The organism is Microbacterium sp. SYP-A9085 (assembly GCF_009649635.1).
Classification (GTDB): Bacteria; Actinomycetota; Actinomycetes; order Actinomycetales; family Microbacteriaceae; genus Microbacterium.
In genome coordinates, this window is record NZ_WJII01000005.1 from 136223 (window position 1) to 156608 (window position 20386).

At 69.5% G+C, this 20386-nt stretch carries 20 protein-coding genes; 9 read left to right on the forward strand and 11 right to left on the reverse strand.

What is annotated here, in order from left to right; genetic code table 11:
* The 3 genes from GH740_RS11115 to GH740_RS11125 all read right to left on the reverse strand — a co-directional run bounded on the left by GH740_RS11115 (position 1) and on the right by GH740_RS11125 (position 4509).
* Complete coding sequence (locus GH740_RS11115; RefSeq protein ID WP_367641495.1) at positions 1 to 597, reverse strand: helix-hairpin-helix domain-containing protein; 597 nt, start codon at positions 595 to 597, stop codon at positions 1 to 3.
* 92 nt (positions 598 to 689) lie between these two features.
* On the reverse strand, positions 690 to 3215 hold the full coding sequence (leuS, locus tag GH740_RS11120; protein ID WP_367641496.1) for a leucine--tRNA ligase: 2526 nt from the start codon (positions 3213 to 3215) through the stop codon (positions 690 to 692).
* Positions 3216 to 3291: 76 nt separating this feature from the next.
* The gene (locus GH740_RS11125; protein WP_367641520.1) at positions 3292 to 4509 is read right to left on the reverse strand and encodes an anthranilate synthase component I family protein; all 1218 of its coding nucleotides are present in this window, start codon (positions 4507 to 4509) and stop codon (positions 3292 to 3294) included.
* A gap of 93 nt (positions 4510 to 4602) precedes the next feature.
* Between GH740_RS11125 and GH740_RS11130 the strand changes: the two genes are divergently transcribed.
* From GH740_RS11130 to GH740_RS14335, 4 genes are all read left to right on the forward strand, one after another.
* Positions 4603 to 5298, forward strand: coding sequence for a DedA family protein (locus GH740_RS11130; protein ID WP_367641497.1), 696 nt, complete (start codon positions 4603 to 4605; stop codon positions 5296 to 5298).
* A gap of 5 nt (positions 5299 to 5303) precedes the next feature.
* Positions 5304 to 6341: an App1 family protein gene (locus GH740_RS11135; RefSeq protein ID WP_153746165.1), complete on the forward strand. Its 1038-nt coding sequence runs from the start codon at positions 5304 to 5306 to the stop codon at positions 6339 to 6341.
* Between the two features lie 37 nt (positions 6342 to 6378).
* On the forward strand, positions 6379 to 7092 hold the full coding sequence (locus GH740_RS11140) for an SOS response-associated peptidase (RefSeq protein ID WP_153746166.1): 714 nt from the start codon (positions 6379 to 6381) through the stop codon (positions 7090 to 7092).
* Positions 7093 to 7162: 70 nt separating this feature from the next.
* Entirely contained in the window at positions 7163 to 7879 is a 717-nt protein-coding gene (locus GH740_RS14335; RefSeq protein WP_153746167.1) for a DUF805 domain-containing protein, read from the forward strand.
* A gap of 3 nt (positions 7880 to 7882) precedes the next feature.
* On the opposite strand, the gene GH740_RS11150 is transcribed toward GH740_RS14335, so the two are convergent.
* Complete coding sequence (locus GH740_RS11150; protein ID WP_153746168.1) at positions 7883 to 9556, reverse strand: acyl-CoA dehydrogenase family protein; 1674 nt, start codon at positions 9554 to 9556, stop codon at positions 7883 to 7885.
* A 22-nt stretch (positions 9557 to 9578) separates the two neighbouring features.
* Positions 9579 to 10694: a sorbosone dehydrogenase family protein gene (locus tag GH740_RS11155; RefSeq protein ID WP_153746169.1), complete on the reverse strand. Its 1116-nt coding sequence runs from the start codon at positions 10692 to 10694 to the stop codon at positions 9579 to 9581.
* Between the two features lie 129 nt (positions 10695 to 10823).
* Between GH740_RS11155 and GH740_RS11160 the strand changes: the two genes are divergently transcribed.
* Together GH740_RS11160 and GH740_RS11165 are read left to right on the forward strand one after the other, a co-directional pair.
* The gene (locus GH740_RS11160) at positions 10824 to 12275 is read left to right on the forward strand and encodes a cytosine permease (protein WP_367641498.1); all 1452 of its coding nucleotides are present in this window, start codon (positions 10824 to 10826) and stop codon (positions 12273 to 12275) included.
* Entirely contained in the window at positions 12272 to 12826 is a 555-nt protein-coding gene (locus GH740_RS11165) for a cysteine hydrolase family protein (protein WP_367641499.1), read from the forward strand. Before GH740_RS11160 ends, GH740_RS11165 begins: the two co-directional genes overlap by 4 nt.
* Positions 12827 to 12960: 134 nt before the next feature.
* Here the strand turns inward: GH740_RS11165 and GH740_RS11170 are convergent, their stop codons facing one another.
* On the reverse strand, positions 12961 to 13650 hold the full coding sequence (locus GH740_RS11170) for a LuxR family transcriptional regulator (RefSeq protein ID WP_153746171.1): 690 nt from the start codon (positions 13648 to 13650) through the stop codon (positions 12961 to 12963).
* Between the two features lie 77 nt (positions 13651 to 13727).
* Between GH740_RS11170 and GH740_RS11175 the strand changes: the two genes are divergently transcribed.
* Positions 13728 to 13913, forward strand: a complete 186-nt coding sequence (locus GH740_RS11175) for a DUF1918 domain-containing protein (protein ID WP_153746172.1) — start codon at positions 13728 to 13730, stop codon at positions 13911 to 13913.
* A 150-nt stretch (positions 13914 to 14063) separates the two neighbouring features.
* Positions 14064 to 14531 (forward strand): RidA family protein, encoded by a 468-nt coding sequence (locus GH740_RS11180; protein WP_172978357.1) that lies wholly within the window; start codon positions 14064 to 14066, stop codon positions 14529 to 14531.
* A 99-nt stretch (positions 14532 to 14630) separates the two neighbouring features.
* Here GH740_RS11180 and GH740_RS11185 read toward each other — a convergent pair whose 3' ends face one another.
* Together GH740_RS11185 and GH740_RS11190 are read right to left on the reverse strand one after the other, a co-directional pair.
* The gene (locus GH740_RS11185; protein WP_367641500.1) at positions 14631 to 15197 is read right to left on the reverse strand and encodes a flavin reductase family protein; all 567 of its coding nucleotides are present in this window, start codon (positions 15195 to 15197) and stop codon (positions 14631 to 14633) included.
* Between the two features lie 145 nt (positions 15198 to 15342).
* Positions 15343 to 15795 carry a VOC family protein gene (locus GH740_RS11190; protein ID WP_216644936.1) on the reverse strand — a complete coding sequence of 151 codons (453 nt, stop codon included), beginning with the start codon at positions 15793 to 15795 and terminating at the stop codon, positions 15343 to 15345.
* A 104-nt stretch (positions 15796 to 15899) separates the two neighbouring features.
* Between GH740_RS11190 and GH740_RS11195 the strand changes: the two genes are divergently transcribed.
* On the forward strand, positions 15900 to 17282 hold the full coding sequence (locus GH740_RS11195; protein WP_153746174.1) for a Xaa-Pro peptidase family protein: 1383 nt from the start codon (positions 15900 to 15902) through the stop codon (positions 17280 to 17282).
* Between the two features lie 63 nt (positions 17283 to 17345).
* Here GH740_RS11195 and GH740_RS11200 read toward each other — a convergent pair whose 3' ends face one another.
* The 3 genes from GH740_RS11200 to GH740_RS11210 all read right to left on the reverse strand — a co-directional run bounded on the left by GH740_RS11200 (position 17346) and on the right by GH740_RS11210 (position 20302).
* On the reverse strand, positions 17346 to 17780 hold the full coding sequence (locus GH740_RS11200; protein WP_153746175.1) for a VOC family protein: 435 nt from the start codon (positions 17778 to 17780) through the stop codon (positions 17346 to 17348).
* A 109-nt stretch (positions 17781 to 17889) separates the two neighbouring features.
* Positions 17890 to 19074, reverse strand: coding sequence for an LLM class flavin-dependent oxidoreductase (locus GH740_RS11205; RefSeq protein WP_153746176.1), 1185 nt, complete (start codon positions 19072 to 19074; stop codon positions 17890 to 17892).
* 106 nt (positions 19075 to 19180) lie between these two features.
* Positions 19181 to 20302: a substrate-binding domain-containing protein gene (locus GH740_RS11210; RefSeq protein WP_153746177.1), complete on the reverse strand. Its 1122-nt coding sequence runs from the start codon at positions 20300 to 20302 to the stop codon at positions 19181 to 19183.
* Positions 20303 to 20386 lie beyond the last annotated feature (84 nt).

Here is a 20386-nt window from a genome sequence, read left to right on the forward strand (position 1 = left end):
TCACACCGTGACCAGGTCGCGCAGCGCCTCGAGCATCTTGTCGCCGATGCCGGGCACCGCCAGCAGATCTTCGACACTCGTGAACCGGCCGTGCTGCGTGCGCCACGCGATGATCCGCTGCGCCATGGCCGGCCCGATGCGCGGCAGCGTGTCCAGCGCCGTCTCGTCCGCCGTGTTGAGGTCGACCTTGCCGCCCGCCGCTGCCGCGGAGGGTCCTCCGGCGGCGGGCGCGGCGCCCTCGTGCGGCACGGCCAGCTGCTCGCCGTCGCCGAGCACCTGCGCCAGGTTCACCCCGTCGCGCACGGCGTCGCGCGCGAATCCCCCGGCCGCGGCGACGGCATCCATCACCCGAGACCCGTACGGCAGCATGTACAACCCGGGCGCGCGCACCGCACCGGACACGTGGACGTACAGGTCTCCAGCGTGTGGCGTCGCTGTGGGCGAGACGGCGACGGTCTGCTCGCCGCCGCCGCCCTCCGCGCGCAGGATGCCGATGCCCACCGTCGCTGCGAGGGCGATCAGGACGACGACCACCACGGCGCCCGCGCCGAGCCGGTGTCGCGCGGGCGCCCGCGGTTCGGTCTCGGCGGGCGGCACCGCCCCACGCTATGCGGCCGCACGCGCCCGCCGGCGGCGGGTCCGCGGATCCGTGGACAACCCGCGCCGGGTGTCCGGCTGGGGAGGCGTCGCTACTTCGTGCTGAAGCTGACGACCTTCGGCGCCCGCACCACGGCGCGGTGGATGTCGCGACCAGCCAGCGACCGCTGTACGCGGGCGTCGTCGCGGGCCAGCGCCTCCAGCGCGTCGCCGGCGATGTCGGCGGGCACCTCGAGCGTCGCGCGCACCTTGCCGTCGATCTGCACGATGGCGGTCGCGCTCGCCTCCACCAGCAGCGCCGGGTCCGCCTGCGGCCATACCGCCAGGCCCACGAACGGCTCGTGGCCGAGGACCTCCCACATCTCCTCCGCGGTGTGCGGGGCGACCACGTCCAGCACCTGCGCGACGACCTCGGCCGCTTCGCGGACCGCAGGGTCGGCCGGTCCGGCGCCGGTGTCGATCGTCTTACGGGTGGCGTTGACGAGCTCCATGAGACGGGCCACGAGGACGTTGAACTTCGTCTGCTCGACAAGTCCCGGGGCGTCGGCGAGCAGGCGATGCGTGAGGCGCCGCAGCGCGCCGTCGCCGTCCGCGGCCGAGGCGCCCGCCGCGGCGGTGACGTCGTGGGCCATGCGCAGCGCGCGGGCGAGGAACTTCGTCGCGCCGGTGGTCGACACGTCGTTCCAGTCCTTGTCGTCCTCCACCGGGCCGGCGAACGCGAGCGCGACGCGCAGCGTGTCGGCGCCGTGCGCGTCCAACTCCTCCTGGAACAGCACGAGGTTGCCCTTGCTCTTGGACATCGCCGCGCCGTCGAGGATCACCATGCCCTGGTTGATCAGGCTGGAGAACGGCTCGTCGAAGTCGACCAGCCCCATGTCGTGCAGGACCTTCGTGATGAACCGCGCATACAGCAGGTGCAGGATCGCGTGCTCGACACCGCCGATGTAGAAGTCCACCGGGGCCCAGCGCGCGGCCTGCGCGGGCGGGAAGGCCGCGGTGTCCGAGGTCGGCGACAGGAAGCGCAGGAAGTACCACGAGCTGTCCACGAACGTGTCCATCGTGTCGGGATCGCGGCGCGCGGGTGCGCCGGTGTCCGGGTCGGTCGTGGTCACCCAGTCGGTGGCGGCGCCCAGCGGCGACGCGCCCTTGGGCTTCAGGTCGAGGCCCGTCACGTCGGGCAGGGTCACCGGCAGCTGGTCCTCCGGGACCGGAACGATCCGCTGGTCCTCGGTGTGCACCATCGGAATCGGCGTGCCCCAAAAGCGCTGCCGGGAGATGAGCCAGTCGCGCAGCCGGAACGTCGTGGCGGCCCGGCCGCCCTGCCGCTTCTCCAGTTCGGCGATCATGCCGGCGATGGCATCCTTCTTTCCGAGCCCGTCCAGCGGGCCGGAGGCGATCATCCGGCCCTCGCCCACGAGGGCCACGCCGGTGACGACGGGATCCAGCTCGTCGAGGGTCTGCTCGCCGTCGCCCGTCGTGTCGACGACCACCTTCACGGGCAGGTCGAAGGCACGGGCGAAGTCGAGGTCGCGCTGGTCGTGCGCGGGCACCGCCATGACGGCGCCGTGTCCGTAGTCGGCCAGCACATAGTCGGCGGCCCAGATCGGCAGCCGCTCATCGTTGACGGGGTTGATCGCGTAGCGGCCGAGGAACACGCCGGTCTTCGGGCGATCCGTGCTCTGGCGCTGGATCTCGGTCTGCTTGGCCACGTCGTCGAGGTATGCCTGGAACCGCATGCGGACGTCGGCGGGCGCCTCGGCGGCCAGCTCCGCGGCGAGGTCGGAGTCCGGCGCGACGACGAAGAACGTGGCGCCGTACAACGTGTCAGGGCGCGTGGAGAAGACGGTGACCTTTTCGTCACGGCCCTCGATCTGGAAGTCGATGTCGGCGCCGACGGACCGGCCGATCCAGTTGCGCTGCATCTGCAGGACCCGCGACGGCCAGTGGCCCTCCAGCGTGTCCAGGTCGTCGAGCAGCCGGTCGGCGTAGTCGGTGATCCGGAAGTACCACTGGGTGAGCTTCTTCTTCACGACCTCGGCGCCGCAGCGCTCGCAGCGTCCGTCGACGACCTGCTCGTTGGCCAGCACGGTCTGGTCGTTGGGGCACCAGTTCACCGCGCTGGACTTGCGGTATGCGAGGCCGCGCTCGTACAGGCGCTGGAACAGCCACTGGTTCCACCGGTAGTACTCCGGGTCGCTCGTGTGCAGCACCCGGCTCCAGTCGAACGACACGCCGTACTGGCGGAAGCCGGCCTTCTGCTGGGCGATGTTGGCGTACGTCCACTCGCGGGGGTCGGCTCCGCGCTTGATCGCGGCGTTCTCCGCCGGCAGCCCGAACGAGTCCCACCCGATCGGGTTCAGGACGTTGTGGTCGCGGTGCCGCCAGTACCGCGCGACGATGTCCGAGTACAGATAGTTCTCCGCGTGGCCCATGTGCAGGTCACCGGACGGGTACGGGAACATCGCGAGCACGTACTTGCGCGGTCGCGGGTCGTCGTCGCCGCCGGCGCGGAACGGGTCCTGCGCCTCCCACCGCTGCTGCCACTTCGCCTGGATCGCGTGCGGATCGAAGCCGCTCTCGGCCGGGGCGGCGGCGTCGGTGGATGTGGTCTGTGACACGGAGGGAGCCAATCGGAAGAGAATCGGGATGCCGCGGGGGAAACGCGCACCTTTCAGGGTACCCGACCGGCGGTTTTCACCAGCCCGCGGGCACCTCGGCGCCCAGCGCCGCGAGCGGTGCGCGCGCCTTCAGGCCCACCTCCGCGACCTCGGCGGCGGCGACCGATCGCCACGTGATCCCGCCGCCGGCGCCGACGTACGCACCGCCGGGGTGCGTCACGATCGAGCGGATCACCATCGCGAGGTCGAGGCCCCCGGTCGCCCCGATCCATCCGAAGCACCCTGCGTACACACCGCGGGGCGCCGCCTCGAGCCGGTGCAGGATCGTCATCGCCGACAGCTTCGGGGCTCCGGTCATGCTGCCGGCGGGGAACGCACCCGTCAGCAGCTCACCCACCGTGGTATGCGCGGGCAGGGTGCCCGCGACGGCGCTGACCAGCTGGTGCACGCTGGGGTACGACTCGACCTCGAGCAGCCGGTCCACGCGGACGGTCGCCGGAACGCACACCCGCGACAGGTCGTTGCGCATGAGGTCGACGATCATGACGTTCTCCGCGCGCTCCTTCGGGTCGGCGGCGAGCTCGGCGGCCAGCGCCGCGTCTGACGCGGCATCCGCCCCCCGGCGCCGGGTGCCCTTGATCGGGTGCGTCTGCACCGTCGTGCCGTGCACCTCGAGGAACCGCTCCGGGCTCGAGCTGAGCAGAGCGACGGAGCCCGAGCGGATGATGCCGCCGTGGTGCGCGGCGGAAGCGGCGCGCAGCGCGAGGTACGCGGCGACCGGGTCGACGTCGCCGTCCACCGTGAACCGCGTGGTCAGGCACAGCTGATAGGCGTCGCCGGCGCGGATCGCCGCGCGGCAGTCCTCGATGAGACCGGCGTACTCGTCGGGCGTGTTCCGTCCCCGCGCCGTGCGCGTGCGCGGATCCGGCTCCGGGGGCGCCGGGGCGGGCGCGGCCGGGTCGACGGCGCCGCCGGACCACATCCGGCCCGTGGCGTGGTCGAACGCGACGAGTCCCCGCACGGCGAGCCACAGCTGCTGCGGGATGCCGGGATCCGCCGGGTGCACGGGTGCGCCGGCCGCGGCGGCGCCCGGTTCGTACCCGATCCAGCCCACCCAGCCGCCCGCGAACGGGGCCGGCGTGCCCGCCGGGACGCCGCCGACGCAGCCGGCCGCGTGCACGACGGTGGGGTCGTCGGCGCTCCCCCAGCCGATCCAGCTCCACCCCTGCGCGGCGCCGGGCCCGGCATCCAGCCAGAAGACGTCGTGGTGCTGGCGCGCGACCGCGAGGAACACATCGGCGGGGTCGCGCCACGGCGACGGCGTCAGCAGGAGAGTGTCGGGCACCTTCACAGGCTAAGGGGCGTCCGCGCCCCTATGCTCGGACTGGTGAACGACGTGCTCACGTGGCTGCTCGATGCCGTCCAGGGCGTCGACGGCGTTGTGCGCGTTCTCCTCGCCGGTGTCGCGATGCTGCTGGAGACCAGCGTGCTGGTCGGCCTGTTCGTGCCGGGTGACACGATCGTCATCGTCGCGGGCACCGCCGTGGACGACGCGTGGCAGGGATTCTGGCTTGTTGTGGCCATCGTGATCGGGTCGCTCATCGGCGAGAGCATCGGGTTCTGGCTCGGGCGAGTGCTCGGTCCGCGCATCCGCGACTCGCGGCTGGGCGCGTGGATCGGCGAGGCGCACTGGCGACGAGCGGAGCGCTATCTGACGCGGCGCGGCGGCGTCGCCGTGTTCATTTCGCGCTTCCTCCCGGTGCTGCACTCGCTCGTGCCGCTGACGGTGGGGATGAGCAGGTTCCGCTACCGCCGGTTCCTCGCGTGGACCGCGCCGGCGTGCGTGCTGTGGGCCACGCTGTACGTCACGGTCGCGGGCGCCGCGGCGGCGACGTACCGCGAGCTCGCCGATCAACTGCACTTCGCCAGCTACCTGTTCATCGGCGTGATCGCCGTGTTCCTGGTACTCGTGATGGTCGGCACGAAGGTCATCGAGCGGGTCGAGCGCCGGCATCTGTCCGAAGCCGACGAGTCCGAGCCGGCGCGACCGGCAGACAGCACGTCGCCGGGCATGGGAGACTGAGATGGATGCCCGAGAACACTGCCGCGGCGCGGCGCGCCGACGTGCGGTGGCCTGCGCGGCTTGAATACCGCTTGCACGCATGGCGTGAGCGGCGCGCGCGGCGTCGGGGCCTGGCCCCGACGGTGGCGGCGTTTCCGGGATACGGCGCCGAGGACTGGGTCCGCGTCCTCGGCCGCGTCCTGATCACCCCACCGACACGTCCGCGCGGCGGCGGTGAGTACGCGACGGTGCGCGGCTGGCGCAGCTTCGTCTCGGTGCCGATCGGCTTCGCCCAGGTCACGGTGCGCATCGACGGTGTGGACCACGAGGTCGTCTCGGACCGGGGCGGCGTCGTGGACACCGTACTGCCGGCATCCCTCTCCCCCGGCTGGCACGCGATCACGATGTCCGTCGAAGGCGGTGAGCCCGTGGCGAGCCGGGTGTTCGTGGTGGGGTCCGAGGTGCGCTTCGGCATCGTGTGCGACGTCGACGACACCGTCATGGTCACCGCGCTGCCCCGGCCCCTGGTCGCGGCGTGGAACTCGTTCGTGGTGGACGAGCACGCACGGCAGCCGGTGCCCGGGATGTCGGTCCTGCTGGAGCGGCTCGTGCGCGAGAACCCCGGTGCGCCCGTGATCTACCTGTCGACGGGCGCGTGGAACGTGGGACCGACGCTGCTGCGGTTCCTCGGCCGACATCTGTTCCCCGCAGGCGCGCTCCTGCTCACCGATTGGGGTCCCACGCACGACCGCTGGTTCCGCAGCGGCGCCGATCACAAGAGGTCGAACCTGGACCGCCTCGCGGAGCAGTTCCCGCACGTGCGGTGGCTGCTGATCGGAGACGACGGGCAGCGCGACGACGCCATCTACACGGGGTTCGCGGGCAGCAATGCCGGCAATGTCGCGGCCGTGGCGATCCGCCGCCTGTCCTCGACCGAGGCGATGCTCGCCGGCGGGCGGACCACGGTCGACGACCACTCCGCGTCGGGTGTCCCGTGGGTCACCGGCGAGGACGGGGCGGCGCTGCTGGAGCGCCTCGAAGAGGCCGGAGTGCTCCGCCCGTAGCCGGACGGCGTCAGGACCGCCGCGTAGGCTGGCCGACATGTGCGGACGGTTCGTGGTGGCCGATGTCGGATCACAGCTGGTCGGCGTGCTGCGCGTCGACGTGGAGGGCGACGATCTGCCGGCGCCGTCGTTCAACGTCGCGCCCACCGACCGCGCGGCGATAGTGCTGGACTCGGCGAAGACCGACCCGCCGACCCGCCGCCTGGAGGCGGCGCGCTGGGGACTGATCCCGTCGTGGGCGAAGGATGTCTCGATCGGTTCGCGCGCGTTCAACGCCCGCGCCGAGGAGGTCGAGGACAAGCCGATGTTCCGCAACGCGCTGATCAAGCGACGTGCCGTGGTCCCGGCATCCGGCTACTACGAATGGAAGACGGGCGAGGGCGTCAAGGTGCCGCACTACATCCACCCCGCCGGCGGAGCCCCGATGTTCTTCGCGGGGCTGTACGAGTGGTGGAAGAACCCGGCCCTCGCCGAGGACGACGACGCGCGGTGGGTGCTCAGCTTCACGATCCTGACGCGCGACTCGATCGGCCGGCTCGGGTCGATCCACGATCGGATGCCGCTGTTCCTGGATCCCGACTTCGCGGACGCCTGGCTGGACCCGACGACCGACAACGTCGGCGACATCCTCGACGCGGCGATCGACGCCGCACCCGAGGTCGCCGCAACGCTCGAAGACCACGTCGTCTCGAAGGCGGTCGGCAACGTCCGCAACGACTCCCCCGCTCTGATCGAGCCCGTCGAAGCCTGACCCGTACGGCATTGCGCGAACGTCTGCCGGCGCCGGTAGCGTAGGGGGCGCCAATATCGAGGAGCGCATCGTGACGACGAACACCCCGCAGCCGCCCGCCGGCTGGTATCCCGACCCACAGGGCACGGGCGGTCAGCGCTGGTGGAACGGCAGCGCGTGGTCCGCGCAGACCCGTGCGACGCCGGCACCACCGGTGCCTCCCGTGCCGCCGTATGCCGGGCCCGGGTACGGCGCGGTGCAGCCGGGGTACGGTGCTCAGCCGGGGTACCCCGCCCAGCCCGGATATGCCACCCCGCCCGGTTACGGCACGCCGCCCGCGTACGGTGCGGCGAACCCATACCAGCCGTCCGGGTACGCGTACGGCAGCGCGCCGATCGGATCGTGGCGCTCCCCCGCCGACGACCGTCCCGTCGTGACCGGGATGGGCGGTGCCATCCGCACCGTCTTCATGAAGTACGCGCGCTTCGACGGCCGCGCCGGCCGTCCCGAGTTCTGGTACTGGACGCTGTTCTACGCGATCATCCTCGCCGCCGCCTACGCGCTCGTGATCGTCGGCGCGCTCGCGTCGTTCGGGATGCGGTACGGCGACGGCATGGCACCGGTGAGCGGCCTGTTCGGCGTGCTGATCTGGCTGTGGGTGCTGGCCGCGTTCCTGCCGACGCTGGCGGTGCAGGTGCGGCGCCTGCGCGACGGCGGATACCACTGGGGATTCGTCTTCCTGAGCCTCGTGCCGTTCGGGGCCATCGCGGTCCTTGTGATGTGCGCCATGCCCAGCAAATACCCCTGATCCTCACTGCCGGGCGAGGATCGCCTGGGCGTCCGTCCCCTGCGGTAGCACGCCGTACTGCCACCCCCGGTCGTCGCCGAGGCGCGCGGCGATGAACGCCTCAGCGTCCACGGTCGGCGCCCAGCGGATCATCACGCTCGCCTGCAGCGCGAGCGCGAGCGCCTCGGTCAGCCGCCGCGCGAGCGCTTGCGCGGCATCCGCGTCGGCGGCGACAACCTCGTGCAGCAGCGCGAGCGTGCGCTGCGTGTGCGCGTCCAGCAGCGGATGCGCACCCGCCGTCGCCGCCAACTCGCCGCGCATCGCGGCGGCGGACTCCCGGTCACGCGCGAGCGCCCGCAGCACATCCAGGGCGATGACGTTGCCGGATCCCTCCCAGATCGCCATCACCGGCTGCTCACGGTAGCGGCGCCCGACCGGGAAGGATTCGATGTAGCCGTTGCCGCCCAGGCACTCCATCGCCTCGTACGCGTGCTGCGGTCCGCGCTTGCACACCCAGTACTTCGATACCGGCGTCGCGAGGCGCCGGAACGCGACATCCTCCGCCGAGGCGTCCGCCTCGAACGCGTGGGCGAGGCGCAGGCCGGTGAGCGTCGCCGCCTCCGCCTCGAGGGCGAGGTCGGCCAGCACCGCCGCCATGGCCGGCTGGTCCACGAGGACCCGCCCGAACGCGCGACGTTGCCGCGCATGCCAGAGCGCCTCGGCTACGCTCTGCCGCATCCCCGCCGCGGTGCCCAGGACGCAGTCCAGGCGCGTGCGCTGCACCATCTCGATGATCGTGCGCACCCCGCGGCCGGGCTCGCCGAGCAGGATGGCGTCGGTGCCGTCGAACTCGACCTCGGCCGAGGCGTTGGACCGGTTGCCCACCTTGTCCTTGAGCCGCTGGATCTGGAACACGTTGCGTTCGCCGCCCGGCAGCACGCGCGGCACGAACAGGCAGGACAGACCCTCGTCGGCGGTGCCGCGGCGCGTCTGGGCGAGGACCAGGAACGCGTCGGACATCGGTGCGGAGCAGAACCACTTGTGCCCGGTGAGCCGGTACCGGTGGCCGTCGACGTGCACGCCGGTCGTCGTGCCGGCGCGGACATCCGACCCGCCCTGCTTCTCCGTCATCGCCATCCCGACCAGCGCGCTGGGCTTCGCATCGGCGGGCAGCAGCCGGGGGTCATACGTGCGGGCATACAGCCGCGGCAGCCACTCGTCGGCGACCCACGGCGAGTCCTGCAGGGAGGCGACGGCGGCGTGCGTCATCGAGATCGGGCAGGCGTGACCGGGTTCGACCTGCGCGAACAGCATGAACACGCCCGCCCGCGCCACCGCGGCGCCCGGGCCGGGATCGGCCCACGCCGATGTGTGCGCGCCGTGGCCGACGGCCGCCGCGATCACGCGATGGTACGACGGGTCGTACTCGACCTCGTCGAGCCGGTACCCCCACCGGTCGAACGGGTGGGCGACGGGGGGATGCTGGTGGGCGAGCTCCGCGTCCCGCTGGAACTGCTCGCTGCCGACGAGGGCCCCCACCTCGTGCAGTGTGTCGTGCGCCCATGCGCCGCCGAACGCGGTGACGGCTTCGCGCAGCGGCGTGTTCAGCGCATACTCGTCGATGTCCACGCGCCAGTCCGGCTGGTTGTCCACGACGTGCGTGCCGCCGGGCTGCCGGCCCCGGCCGAGCGTACTCATGTGCTCACCGTACCGACCCGGCTCAGCCGTTCACCGTGACGCGCAGCACCCGATCGTCACCGGGACGCGGGGAGCCGCGGCCGTCCGTGTTGTTCGTGAGCACCCACAGCCCGCCGTTCCCGTCGGGGGCGACATCCCGGATCCGTCCGAACCCGGTCAACTGCGCGACGGCGTCCCCCACGACCTGCGCGCCCGCCGTGCGAACCTGCCAGACGCGCGCGCCGCGCAGGCACGCGAGGTACAGCGTGTCGCCGACGGCGGCGAGCCCGCTCGGACTGGCCTGGTCGGTGGGCCACTGCAGAAGCGGGTCGCGGTAGCGCGGGTCACCCGCCCGGCCCTCCACGACCGGCCAGCCGTAGTCGCCGCCGGGGACGATGACGTTCAGCTCGTCCCACGTGTTCTGCCCGAACTCGGTCGCCCACATGGTGCCGTCCGGTGTCCAGGCGATGCCCTGCACGTTGCGGTGGCCGTAGCTGTACACGGCGTTGCCGAACGGGTTGCCCGCCGCCGGATCGCCCCTCGGCGTCACACGGAGGATCTTGCCGTTCAGGCTGTCCCGGTCCTGCGCGTCGTCGGAGTGCTGCGCGTCGCCGGTCGTGACGTACAGCATCCCGTCCGGACCGAACGCGAGCCGTCCGCCGTTGTGGGTGGACGCCGTGCGGATGCCGGTGACCACCGGCTGCGGGGCGGACAGGCCGTACGATCCGGCGGCGCCGGTGAGCCGCATCCGCACGACCCGGTTGTCGGCGGCGGTCGCGTGGTACGCGTACAGCCAGGTGCCGCCGTCGCCGGTCCACAGGGCGATGCCATTCAACCCGCCCTCGCCGACGTGCACCACGCCGCGCACGGTTCCGGCCACGCGGACGCTGCCGGTGGGGCCGACCTCGAGGATCCGGCCGTCGTCGCGCTGCGACACGAGGAACCCGCCGCCCGGCAGCGCGGCAAGGGACCAGGGAGCGTCCAGCCCATCAACGACGGTCGCGGGCCTGCCGAGCGTCTGCGGCCCGGTCGCGGACGTCGACGTGCCGCTCGGGGTGCCGGCGGGTGCGCTCGGGGTGCCGGTCGTGGCATCGGGTGCCGGACTGCATCCGGCCAGGAGGAGCACCGCGATCACCGCGGTCGCCTGCGCTCGTCTCATCACGGCCTCCGCCTCCAGCTTCACCGCTCGCCACGCCGGCCGCAACACACCGGGCTTCTGGTCCCGCGGCCGTGCGCGATGCCAGGATGGTGCTATAGCCCGCCCGACGGCGACCCGCAGGAGGCCATCGTGTCTGCATCCACCGACGTTCCGCGCTCCACGCTCATCGAGCGCACCGGAATCGAGATCATCCCGGAGTCCGACCGCACGGCGACGCCCCGCCAGCTGTTCTGGCCGTGGTTCGCCGCGAACGTGTCGGTGTTCGGGATGTCCTACGGCGCCTTCGTGCTGGGCTTCGGCATCTCGTTCTGGCAGGCCACAATCGTCTCGATCGTGGGGATCGTGGTCTCGTTCTTCCTGTGCGGGCTGATCGCCATCGCCGGCAAGCGCGGCTCCGCGCCGACGATGATCCTGTCGCGGTCGGCGTTCGGGGTGCATGGGCAGAAGGTGCCCGGCATCGTGTCGTGGCTCACCTCCATCGGCTGGGAGACGTTCCTGGCGATCACGGCGGTGCTGGCAACCGCAACAATCATCACGCAGCTGGGCGGAGATGGCGGCGTCGCCGTGAAGCTCATCGCGACCGTCGTGGTCGCGGCACTGATCGTCACGGCATCCGTCCTCGGCTACCACACGATCATGACGCTGCAGTCGGTGCTCACGTGGGTCACCGGGATAGTGACGATCCTGTACGTCATCCTCGCGATCCCGCACATCGACCTGGCGGCGGTGATGGCGCACCCCGGCGGCAACGTCGGGCAGGTGATCGGCGCGCTCGTGCTGGTGATGACCGGGTTCGGCCTGGGCTGGATCAACATCGCCGCCGACTGGTCGCGCTATCAGAAGCGCACCGCCTCGGATGGCGCGATCATCTGGTGGAACACGTTCGGCGGCGCGCTCGCCCCGGTGATCCTCGTGGTCTTCGGGCTGCTGCTGGCGGGGTCCGACGACGCGCTGTTCCAGGGCGTGCAGAACGACCCTGTGGGCGCCCTCGCGAAGATCCTCCCGGTGTGGGTGCTCGTGCCGTTCCTCATCACCGCGATCCTCGCCCTCGTGTCGGGGGCGGTGCTCGGCATCTACTCGTCCGGCCTGACCCTGCTGAGCCTCGGCATCCGCATCCCGAGGCCCTCGGCGGCGGCGATCGACGGCGTGATCCTGACGCTCGGCACGATCTGGGTCGTGTTCTTCGCGCAGAGCTTCATCGCCCCGTTCCAGAGCTTCCTGATCACGCTCGGCGTCCCACTGGCCGCGTGGGCCGGCATCCTCATCGCCGACATCCTGCGCCGTCGCAAGGACTACGACGAAGAGGCCCTGTTCGACGCGAAGGGCCGCTACGGCGCCTGGGACTGGACCGCGATCACCACGATGGTCGTGACATCGGTCATCGGCTGGGGGTTCGTCGTGAACCTCTTCGCGGAGGACGCGGCTTGGAACAACTGGCAGGGGTACTTCCTGTTCCTGATCGGCGGTCGTGACGGCGAGTGGGCTTACGCGAACCTCGGCGTGTTCTTCGCGCTCGTGCTGTCGTTCCTGGTGACCTGGTTCGCGCGGGCCGAGAAGATCCGCGCGCAGGAGGCCGCGTGACGCCGCAGCGCTGGCTGGTCGTCGTCGACCCGCAGGAGATCTTCGCCTCCGCCGAATCGCCGTGGGGCTCGCCGTTCTTCGGCGAGGCGATGACGCAGATCCGCCGCCTGGCGGACGACTTCGGCGACCACGTGATCGTGACGCGGTGGCTGCCCACCGCCGACCGGACCACATCGTGGGGCGACTACTTCGCGGCGTGGCCGTTCGCGGACGTGCCGGCCGATGACCGGCTGTACGCGCTGGTTCCGGATGCCGCGGGGCTGACACCGCATCCGACCCTGGACCTTCCGACGTTCGGCAAGTGGGGTCCCGCGCTGCAGGCGATCACGGGCCCCGCGCCGGATCTCGTGGTCTGCGGCGTATCGACCGACTGCTGCGTGATCTCCACCGCGCTGCCCGCCGCCGACGCCGGTGCACACGTGACGATCGCCGCCGACGCGTGCGCGGGCTCGACCGCCGAAAACCATGCGGCTGCCCTGCACGTGATGGGTCTCTATCCCCCGCAGATCACGGTGACCGACACCGCGACGGTGCTCGCCTCGCTGGGCTGATCGGCACCGGTCCGCCCGTCGGGAACCGGGGGCAGTGCGGCCCGCGGTCCCCACCGTCGGGACGCGCATCGCCCGGTGCAGGCGATGGTATTCCTGCCTGCCCGGTGCACTCCACCCACAGGGGTGGGATCCGGTCAGACCGGCGGCAGCGCCCCGGGCGGCGTGTCGCTCAGCGACGCCGTCGGCCTGCGCACCCGTACCCGGTTCGGGCGGAAGCCGTGGTCGACACCCCACAGGACCGCGTTCGCGCGGTTCGTCACGCCGATCCGCCGGTACGCGCTGCGGATGTACGTCTTCACGGAGTTGATCGACAGATGGGTTCGGGCGGTGATCTCGTCGTTGCTCAGTCCCTGCGTGATCAGCGCCAGTACTTCGCTCTCGCGCTGCGTGAGCCCCTCTTCGCGACCCGGCCAGTCCCCCGCCGGCACCGGCACGCCGCGGGCCGGCGGGGGGACCGGCAGCGGCTCCCCCCGTGCCACCGCGGTCAGGGCCGCCACGAGTTCGCCAGCGGGCAGCTCCTTCGACAGATATGCGGCGACGCCGTTCGCCAGGCCCGCCGCGGCGGCGGCCGGCTCGCGAACCCAGGTGTAGACGACGACCCGATCGATCCGCGGGTCATCGACAAGGTCGCGGACAGCATCCTCGTCCCCCTGCGTGGCTGCGAACGTGTCGTACAGGGCGATGTCCACGCGAGCATCCACGGGCCGGTTGGCATCCAACTCGACGATGTCGATCACATCGCGATAGCTGCGCAGCATCGCGGCGATGCCGCGGACGACGACCTCGTAGTCGTCCACCAGCGCCACGCGGATGAGTTGGGCCATTCGCCCTCCTCGATAGGATCCCTCGACTCTAGTCCTCCCCGGCCGCCCGGCGTATCGTGACATAGGGGGTGGCGACGATGAATCCGACAGTCGGCGATCGCGTCCGAATCCACGGCAAAACGGTCGGTGCGGCCGAGCGGCTGGGGGACGTGATCGACGTGCGCGAGCACGGCGACGTGCGAACCTTGGTCGTCCGTTTCGATGATGGGCACGAGGCGGTGCTGGCGCCCGGCACGGACTGCGAGATAGTGCACGCGCAGTGAGGACCCCTCCTCAAGAGCGAACAACGGCGCCCTTCGCCATTGCTCGATCGTCGCTGCCGGCTCCGGTTGCGCGATGCTGACAGCGCTTTTGACTCGCCGTCCATGATCCCGTATCGTCGTTGCAATCGATTGCACGACGAGGAGGTCGCCATGCCCACCCACATCCCCGAGCCCCGGCTCGTCGGAAGCGCCCACATCATCCACCACGAGGGCTACGACACCGGAATCGTGAGCCCGTTCGTGCCGGCGATCAGGGTCGTCGACGGGGCGCGCCTCGTCTTCATCAGCGGAGTGACCGGGGCACCCGTGTACCACGACCACCCCCATCGACCGGAAGACTTCGACACGATCTCTCCGGACATGGCGGATCAGGTCCGTGACGCCTTCGATCACCTGGAGCTTGCCCTGAAAGCCGCCGGGTGCCAGCGGCAGGACGTCGTCAACCTCATCCGCTTCTTCACCGACGTCGAGAACGATCAGGACACGGTCAACAAGCACCAGAAGGAGTGGTTCGGCGGTCATATCCCCACGAGCACCTCGGTCGAGGTGACCCGCCTCGCGACCGATCATCGGCTGCGCCTGGAGATCCACGCCGTCGCCGCCGCCCCGGCGGGGTGACGGGGCGGACATCCCGGACGCGAAGGCCGGAAGTCCACTCGCAGTCGATCAGGGGGCCCGACCCGCGTCGAGCCCTCGATCGCTGTGCCGCGTCGATGGTCAGGCGATCACGGATGCCGGGCCCAGCGCATGCCACGTGCGGTTGTAATACACGAGCGGCGGCACGTCACGATCCGCCGGCTGGCGGGCCGGGGACGCCTCGAGGGCCTCAACGATGTAGACGACGGACGCCCCGGCGATCAGACGCTGGCGCACCCGACCGCGCAGCCACGCGAATGCACCGTGGAAGACCGGCTCCCCGGTGGACAAGCGGCTCCAGGCCTGCGTGTCCGCAAAGCGGTCGATGCCGCTGGTGGCTCCGAGTTGCGCGAGCCACAGCTGTTCGGCGCTGAGCATGTGGATGACGACGGTGTCACACCGATCGAGGATCGGCGTGCTGGACGAGAGAGCTGAGGCCGAGAACATCAGGAGGGCGGGCGTCGCGCTGATGGACGCGAGCGAACTGACCGTCATCGCCACAGGACTGTCGCCGGGATCCGCGGTCACGAGCGCAACGCCCGCCGCATGGTTTCGAAAGGCCGCCTTGAACGCATCGGGCGAAAGCGAGACGTCACCGTTGGCGTCCGGCGTGATCGCATCGTCGAGCTGACTGACCATGGTCATCATAGGTCCCTCCGTTGGGCTGCTGAGCGGGCGCCGGTTACCTCGCGTCCAATTCCACTGTTCAGTTTAGTACAGTGTCACTGAACAGTCAACGATCCCGCTCACGCCGATCTGGGCAGTTCACTGTGTTTGAACGGAAGGCATCCTGCTACGCGGTCGCACTCACCAGTTCGAGTTGCATGCCCCACGGCGAGAGGAAATAGACCCAGCTGCCTTCGCCGGCAGCGGAAGGTTCGCCCAGCACCGTGATGCCCTGCTCGCGCAGGAACGCGACGGCCGAGCCCATGTCGGCCACACGGAAGGCGAGGTGGTGCCCTCCCGCGTCGTCGTTACGTGGCTGCTCGCGTCGTTGGCGCGCTCTTGCGTATTCGAAAACCTCGAAGCCGGAGCCCGCGGGGGAACGGTAAGTGCGAATGGCGGTGATCTCCGCTCCCGGCCCGACGTTCATGTGGTCTCGCAGCCAGTCGTCGTCCCACCGCTGCACGGCGACGGAGCCGACGTGCTCACAGCCCAGCAGTCCCACGAAGAAGACATGCGCCTGCTCGATGTCGGGCACCGTGAAGCCGACGTGGTCCATGCCCTGTAAACCCGGAAGTGGCACGTGAATCTCCCTTGTCCGCGAGCGTCTCTTTCGTACAGTATAGCTATGCACTAATGTACAGTCGGAGTAATCATGCGCACGGTGCACAACCGGATGGAGGGCGAATGAGGAACACCGGCACCACCGGTACGAACGGCGTCGACTGGGAGGCCCGAGTCGACTTCGACCGGCTGCGAGCGGATCGTCTCGCGCGATTGAAGCAACACCTCGCGGTCTCCGACATGGGCGCCCTGCTGGCATTCGACTTCTCGAACATCCGCTACATGACGGCGACGCACATCGGCACGTGGGCGATGGACAAGCTCATCCGCTTCAGCCTGCTCACCCGGAACACGGACCCCATCTCGTGGGACTTCGGTTCGGCGGCCAAGCACCACGCACTGTACAACCCCTGGCTCGACGTCACCACCTCGGAGCTCGATGCCGATCCGCATGCGCCGCACGAGGGCGCAACGCACCCGCGCCTCGAGTCCGGAGCGCGGGCAGGAATCTCCACACTGCGCGGCGCCTTTCCGCCGGACGCAGGGATCGCCGAAGAAGTGGCCCGGAAGATCAAGCGTGAGCTTGAGAAGTTCGGCGTCGCCGGCGAACCGCTGGGCGTCGACGTCATCGAGCTCCCGATTCTGTTCGCGCTGCAGAACGAGGGCATCCGGGTGGTCGACGGACAGCAGGTGTTCATGGAGGCCCGACGGATCAAGACGGGCGACGAAATCCGATTGCTCACACAGGCCTGCTCGATGGTGGATGCCGCATACGAACAGCTCTACCGCTTCCTGCGCCCGGGGGTCCGGGAGAACGAGGCCGTCGGCCTCGTGGCCAAGACGCTCTACGACCTCGGCTCGGAGTATGTGGAAGGCGTGAACGCGATCTCGGGGGAACGATGTTCTCCCCACCCCCACGTCTTCAGCGACCGACTCATCCGACCCGGGGACCCCGCGTTCTTCGACATCCTCCACAGCTGGAACGGCTATCGCACGTGCTACTACCGTACGTTCGCCGTCGGATCGGCATCGTCTGCTCAGAAGGACGCCTACACACGCGCACGGGAGTACATGGACAGGGCGATAGCGCTCGTGAAGCCGGGAGCGACGACGGCAGACATTTGCGCGGTCTGGCCTGCCGCCCGGGAATTCGGCTTCCCCGACGAGGAGGCGGCCTTCGCCCTCCAGTACGGCCACGGCGTCGGCCTGTCCATATGGGAGAAGCCGATCTTCTCCCGCCTCACCTCGTTCGACCACCCGGAAGTACTCGAGGAAGGTATGGTCTTCGCGCTCGAGACGTACTGGCCGTCGGCCGATGGCTGGGGGGCGGCTCGCATCGAGGAAGAGGTCGTCGTGACCGCCGACGGCTGCGAGCTGATCACGAAGTTCCCCGCCGAGGAGCTGCTCATCGCCGGCCCTCGCTACATCGCGGTCGGCGGACCACTCAACAACGAGCGCGATTCGCAGTCCCACCGCAACACGGCGTGGGGGCGCGGCCAGGCATGACCTTGCCAGACACGAGCGGGGGCGCCGGACATGGATGTCCGGCGCCCCCGAAGGCGCTCGAGGCTATGCCGCGGGGCGCTCGATGAGTTCGAACTCGACCCCGAAGGTGCGGATGAATCCGGCGCGGAAGACCCGCCCCGGCGCGGCGAAGTCCACGATATCGCTCACATACTCGAGGTCCATCGCGCGCGCCTTCTCCATGATCTCCTCGAGATTCGTCACCGCGAGCCCGATGTGGAACACCGCCTGCGGCGGCTTGGTGTAGTCGCGTCGCACTTCCACAGCGTTGCGCAGGTGCACCACCTCGATCAGGGACTGGCTCCCTTCTGAACCGTAGTGATTGGTCCGGGGAACGATGGGGTCACCGTCCTCCCAGCCGAACAACCGGTTCACCGGGTGCTGCTCGATCTGCTCCCGCGTCTCCCGGACCTTCTCCAGCCCGAAGACCCCCACGAGCAGGTTCTCGAAGTGATCGGGATCAACGGTACCGATCGTCACGTGATCGATTCTTGTCGACATGCGTGCGTGACCTTTCGCTTCTTACTGAACGTCGAGACGAGGCGCCGGCAACGCTCTCCACGGCGCCGCCGATGGGCGAGGATTGCCGCTAGACGACGCGGCCCATGCGCTGGTCCGAGTCGCCCTGGCCATCCGCGGCCCCGCCGGCCTCGACCGGATCCGGCAACCCGTACTGTCCCCGCACGACCGAACCGGGCCTGGTGAACTCGGGGATCACGTATCGCCCGATGAGGTCCAACGAGCGCATGACCTTCTCGTGGCCCATCCCCTCGATGCGCATGGTGACCTCGTCGTAGCCGAGTGATTCGAGCGTCTTGATGCTCTCGATGAAGTCGTCCGGATCGCCGAGCATGACCTGGGGGGTCCGATTCATCAGCCCGACCACGTCCTGGTCCTCGTACAGGCCACCGAGCTGGTTGCCGACCTCCCCCATGTACGCGAAGTCCTTCGACCTTTTCGCGAGATTGCCATACGTGAACTTGGAGACTCGCCCGAGGTAGCTCAGGGCGATCGGCCCGCCCGTCTCGACGGCCTCCCGCTTGGTCGGGGCGCAGTAGGCCGGGATCATCGTGTAGCACAGTCCGTTGGTGATCCGCGAGCTCACCGGCCGCGAAGGGTTCAGGATCTCCTCCCGGTACTGCTTGATGGGCTCGTACAAGACGTCCATGCCGAGCCAGTTGTCCGAGGAGATGCAGCCCAGGCCACGCTCGGCCGCGAGCTTGTGCGACTCCGCGCTGGTCGCCACCATGTAGATCGGCGGGTGCGGGTGCTGCGCCCCCCGCGGGCTGATCATGGCCGGCGGAAAGTCGATGTGCTTGCCGTGATACTCGAACGGCTCCGTGCTTGCCAGCAGTCCGGCGACCGCCTCGATGAACTCGAGCATCTGCTCGCGCGTCTCTTTGGCGTCGACCCCGAAGGTGTCGAGGACCGTGGGGCTGTTTCCGCGGCCCAGGCCGAGTTCGAAGCGCCCCTTCGAGAGGATGTCGACCGTGTTCACGGCTTCGGCGAGCCGTATCGGATCGTTCACCTTAGGCAGTGCCAGCACGATCTGCGAACGCAGCTTGATGGTGTGCGTCTTCGCTGCGACGTAGGCGTAGAACACGAGCGGCTGCGATGTCGTCGACGACTGGTGGTAGAAGTGCTGCTCGGAGCCGCCCCAGAAGTCGAAGCCGACGTCCTCGGCCTTCTGGACCTCCCGCACAAGCTCGTGGTATCGATACTCGTGGGTCGTCCCCCGCGGTGTCTCGTTCTCCATGATCAGGCCAAATCGCATTGTCAATCGCTCCTTTGTGTTTCTCTTGCAGCCGGCTGCGGGAAAAGAGGTGTGGGGCGCCCACCGGTCGATGGACACCCCACCCTCAGTCGCGGTATCCGCGGAACTACTTCACGCCCCACCGCTCGTAGAACCTCTTGTCCAGGCCCGGCCCGTATGACACGGTGCCGTCCGCGACCTCGGCAGCGCTGCCGATGTTGGACGCGGTGATCATGCCGCCGAGGTCCAGGATGATGTCCGTCTTCTCAAGGTTGGCCCCACGGGTGAGCTTGACGGCCTGGTCGAATCCCATGAGCACCTTGATCGTGTTCGGCTCGGCCAGGGTGTAGCCGCTCACACCCTTGCGGATGTAGTCGAGGAACGCCGGGTAACCGCCCTTCGAGAAGACCTTGACCTTCTTCCCGGTGGCCAGCACAGCGTTGCCGACGCCGGAGCACGGTCCGTCGTAGGGGCACCAGAAGGCGGCGATGTCCGGGTGCGCCTGCATCATGGCATTGGCATCCGCCGCGCCGCCGGGCACGCCCTTGGCATAGTCGAACTGCTTCTGGGCGACGATGTCGAACTTGTCGCCGATCGCCTTCCGGAAGCCCTGCTCCAGGAGTCGGCCGCTGGCGGCCTGCTGGTCGAAGAGCAAGCCGATCTTGGACCCTGCAGGGACCTCCTTGATCAGGCGCTCGCCGACGAGCCTCCCCTGCTCGAGCAGGTTCGACTCGACCGACGACGCAAAAGCGCCCTTGGACCCGGATGCGTTGACTCCGGAGGTCTCGCTGATCACGAAGACGCCCGCCTCCTTGGCGGTGGCAAGCGCGTCTCGTCCGATCAGGTCCGGACCCATGGAGCCGGTCAGGATGACGTCGGCACCCGCCTCGACCATCGTCTTCAACGTCGGTCCGGCCTGGCCGACCTGACCCTTGAGGTCGGCGACCTTGAACTCCCAACCGAGGTGCTCTGCGTACGTCCTGGCGAGTTCGACCTGTTCAGCGAACGGGTCCGTCGACATGTCGATGACCATCATGCCGAACGTCTTGCCCTTCTGCGCCGGGTTCTTCTCCTTGAAGAACTCGTCGAGGTTGTAACGCGGCACATCCTTCAGCTGCTCGGCCTTGCTTTCGGTGTTCGTCGGTGCCGGCGTGGGGGCATCTGAGCCCCCGGTGCTGCAGGCAGCCGTCATCAGGAGAAGCGTTGCGGCTCCTGCGATGGCAATGGGCTTGAAGACCTTCAGCTTCATGTGGCACTCCTTTGTGATTGGTGAAGGTGATTGATGGATTGGTGCGTCGAACAGTCGCTGTACGTGGTCGGGTATTATTCCGGG

Excerpts from the sequence above, each read along its gene's own strand:
- GH740_RS11205 (WP_153746176.1), bottom strand. The coding sequence starts at position 19,074 with ATGCGATTTGGCCTGATCATGGAGAACGAGACACCGCGGGGGACGACC.
- GH740_RS11170 (WP_153746171.1), bottom strand. The coding sequence starts at position 13,650 with ATGGCCCAACTCATCCGCGTGGCGCTGGTGGACGACTACGAGGTCGTC.
- GH740_RS11180 (WP_172978357.1), top strand. The coding sequence starts at position 14,064 with ATGCCCACCCACATCCCCGAGCCCCGGCTCGTCGGAAGCGCCCACATC.
- GH740_RS11135 (WP_153746165.1), top strand. The coding sequence starts at position 5,304 with ATGCCCGAGAACACTGCCGCGGCGCGGCGCGCCGACGTGCGGTGGCCT.
- GH740_RS11155 (WP_153746169.1), bottom strand. The coding sequence starts at position 10,694 with ATGAGACGAGCGCAGGCGACCGCGGTGATCGCGGTGCTCCTCCTGGCC.
- GH740_RS11210 (WP_153746177.1), bottom strand. The coding sequence starts at position 20,302 with ATGAAGCTGAAGGTCTTCAAGCCCATTGCCATCGCAGGAGCCGCAACG.
- GH740_RS11140 (WP_153746166.1), top strand. The coding sequence starts at position 6,379 with ATGTGCGGACGGTTCGTGGTGGCCGATGTCGGATCACAGCTGGTCGGC.
- GH740_RS11195 (WP_153746174.1), top strand. The coding sequence starts at position 15,900 with ATGAGGAACACCGGCACCACCGGTACGAACGGCGTCGACTGGGAGGCC.
- GH740_RS11150 (WP_153746168.1), bottom strand. The coding sequence starts at position 9,556 with ATGAGTACGCTCGGCCGGGGCCGGCAGCCCGGCGGCACGCACGTCGTG.
- GH740_RS11175 (WP_153746172.1), top strand. The coding sequence starts at position 13,728 with ATGAATCCGACAGTCGGCGATCGCGTCCGAATCCACGGCAAAACGGTC.
- GH740_RS11185 (WP_367641500.1), bottom strand. The coding sequence starts at position 15,197 with ATGATGACCATGGTCAGTCAGCTCGACGATGCGATCACGCCGGACGCC.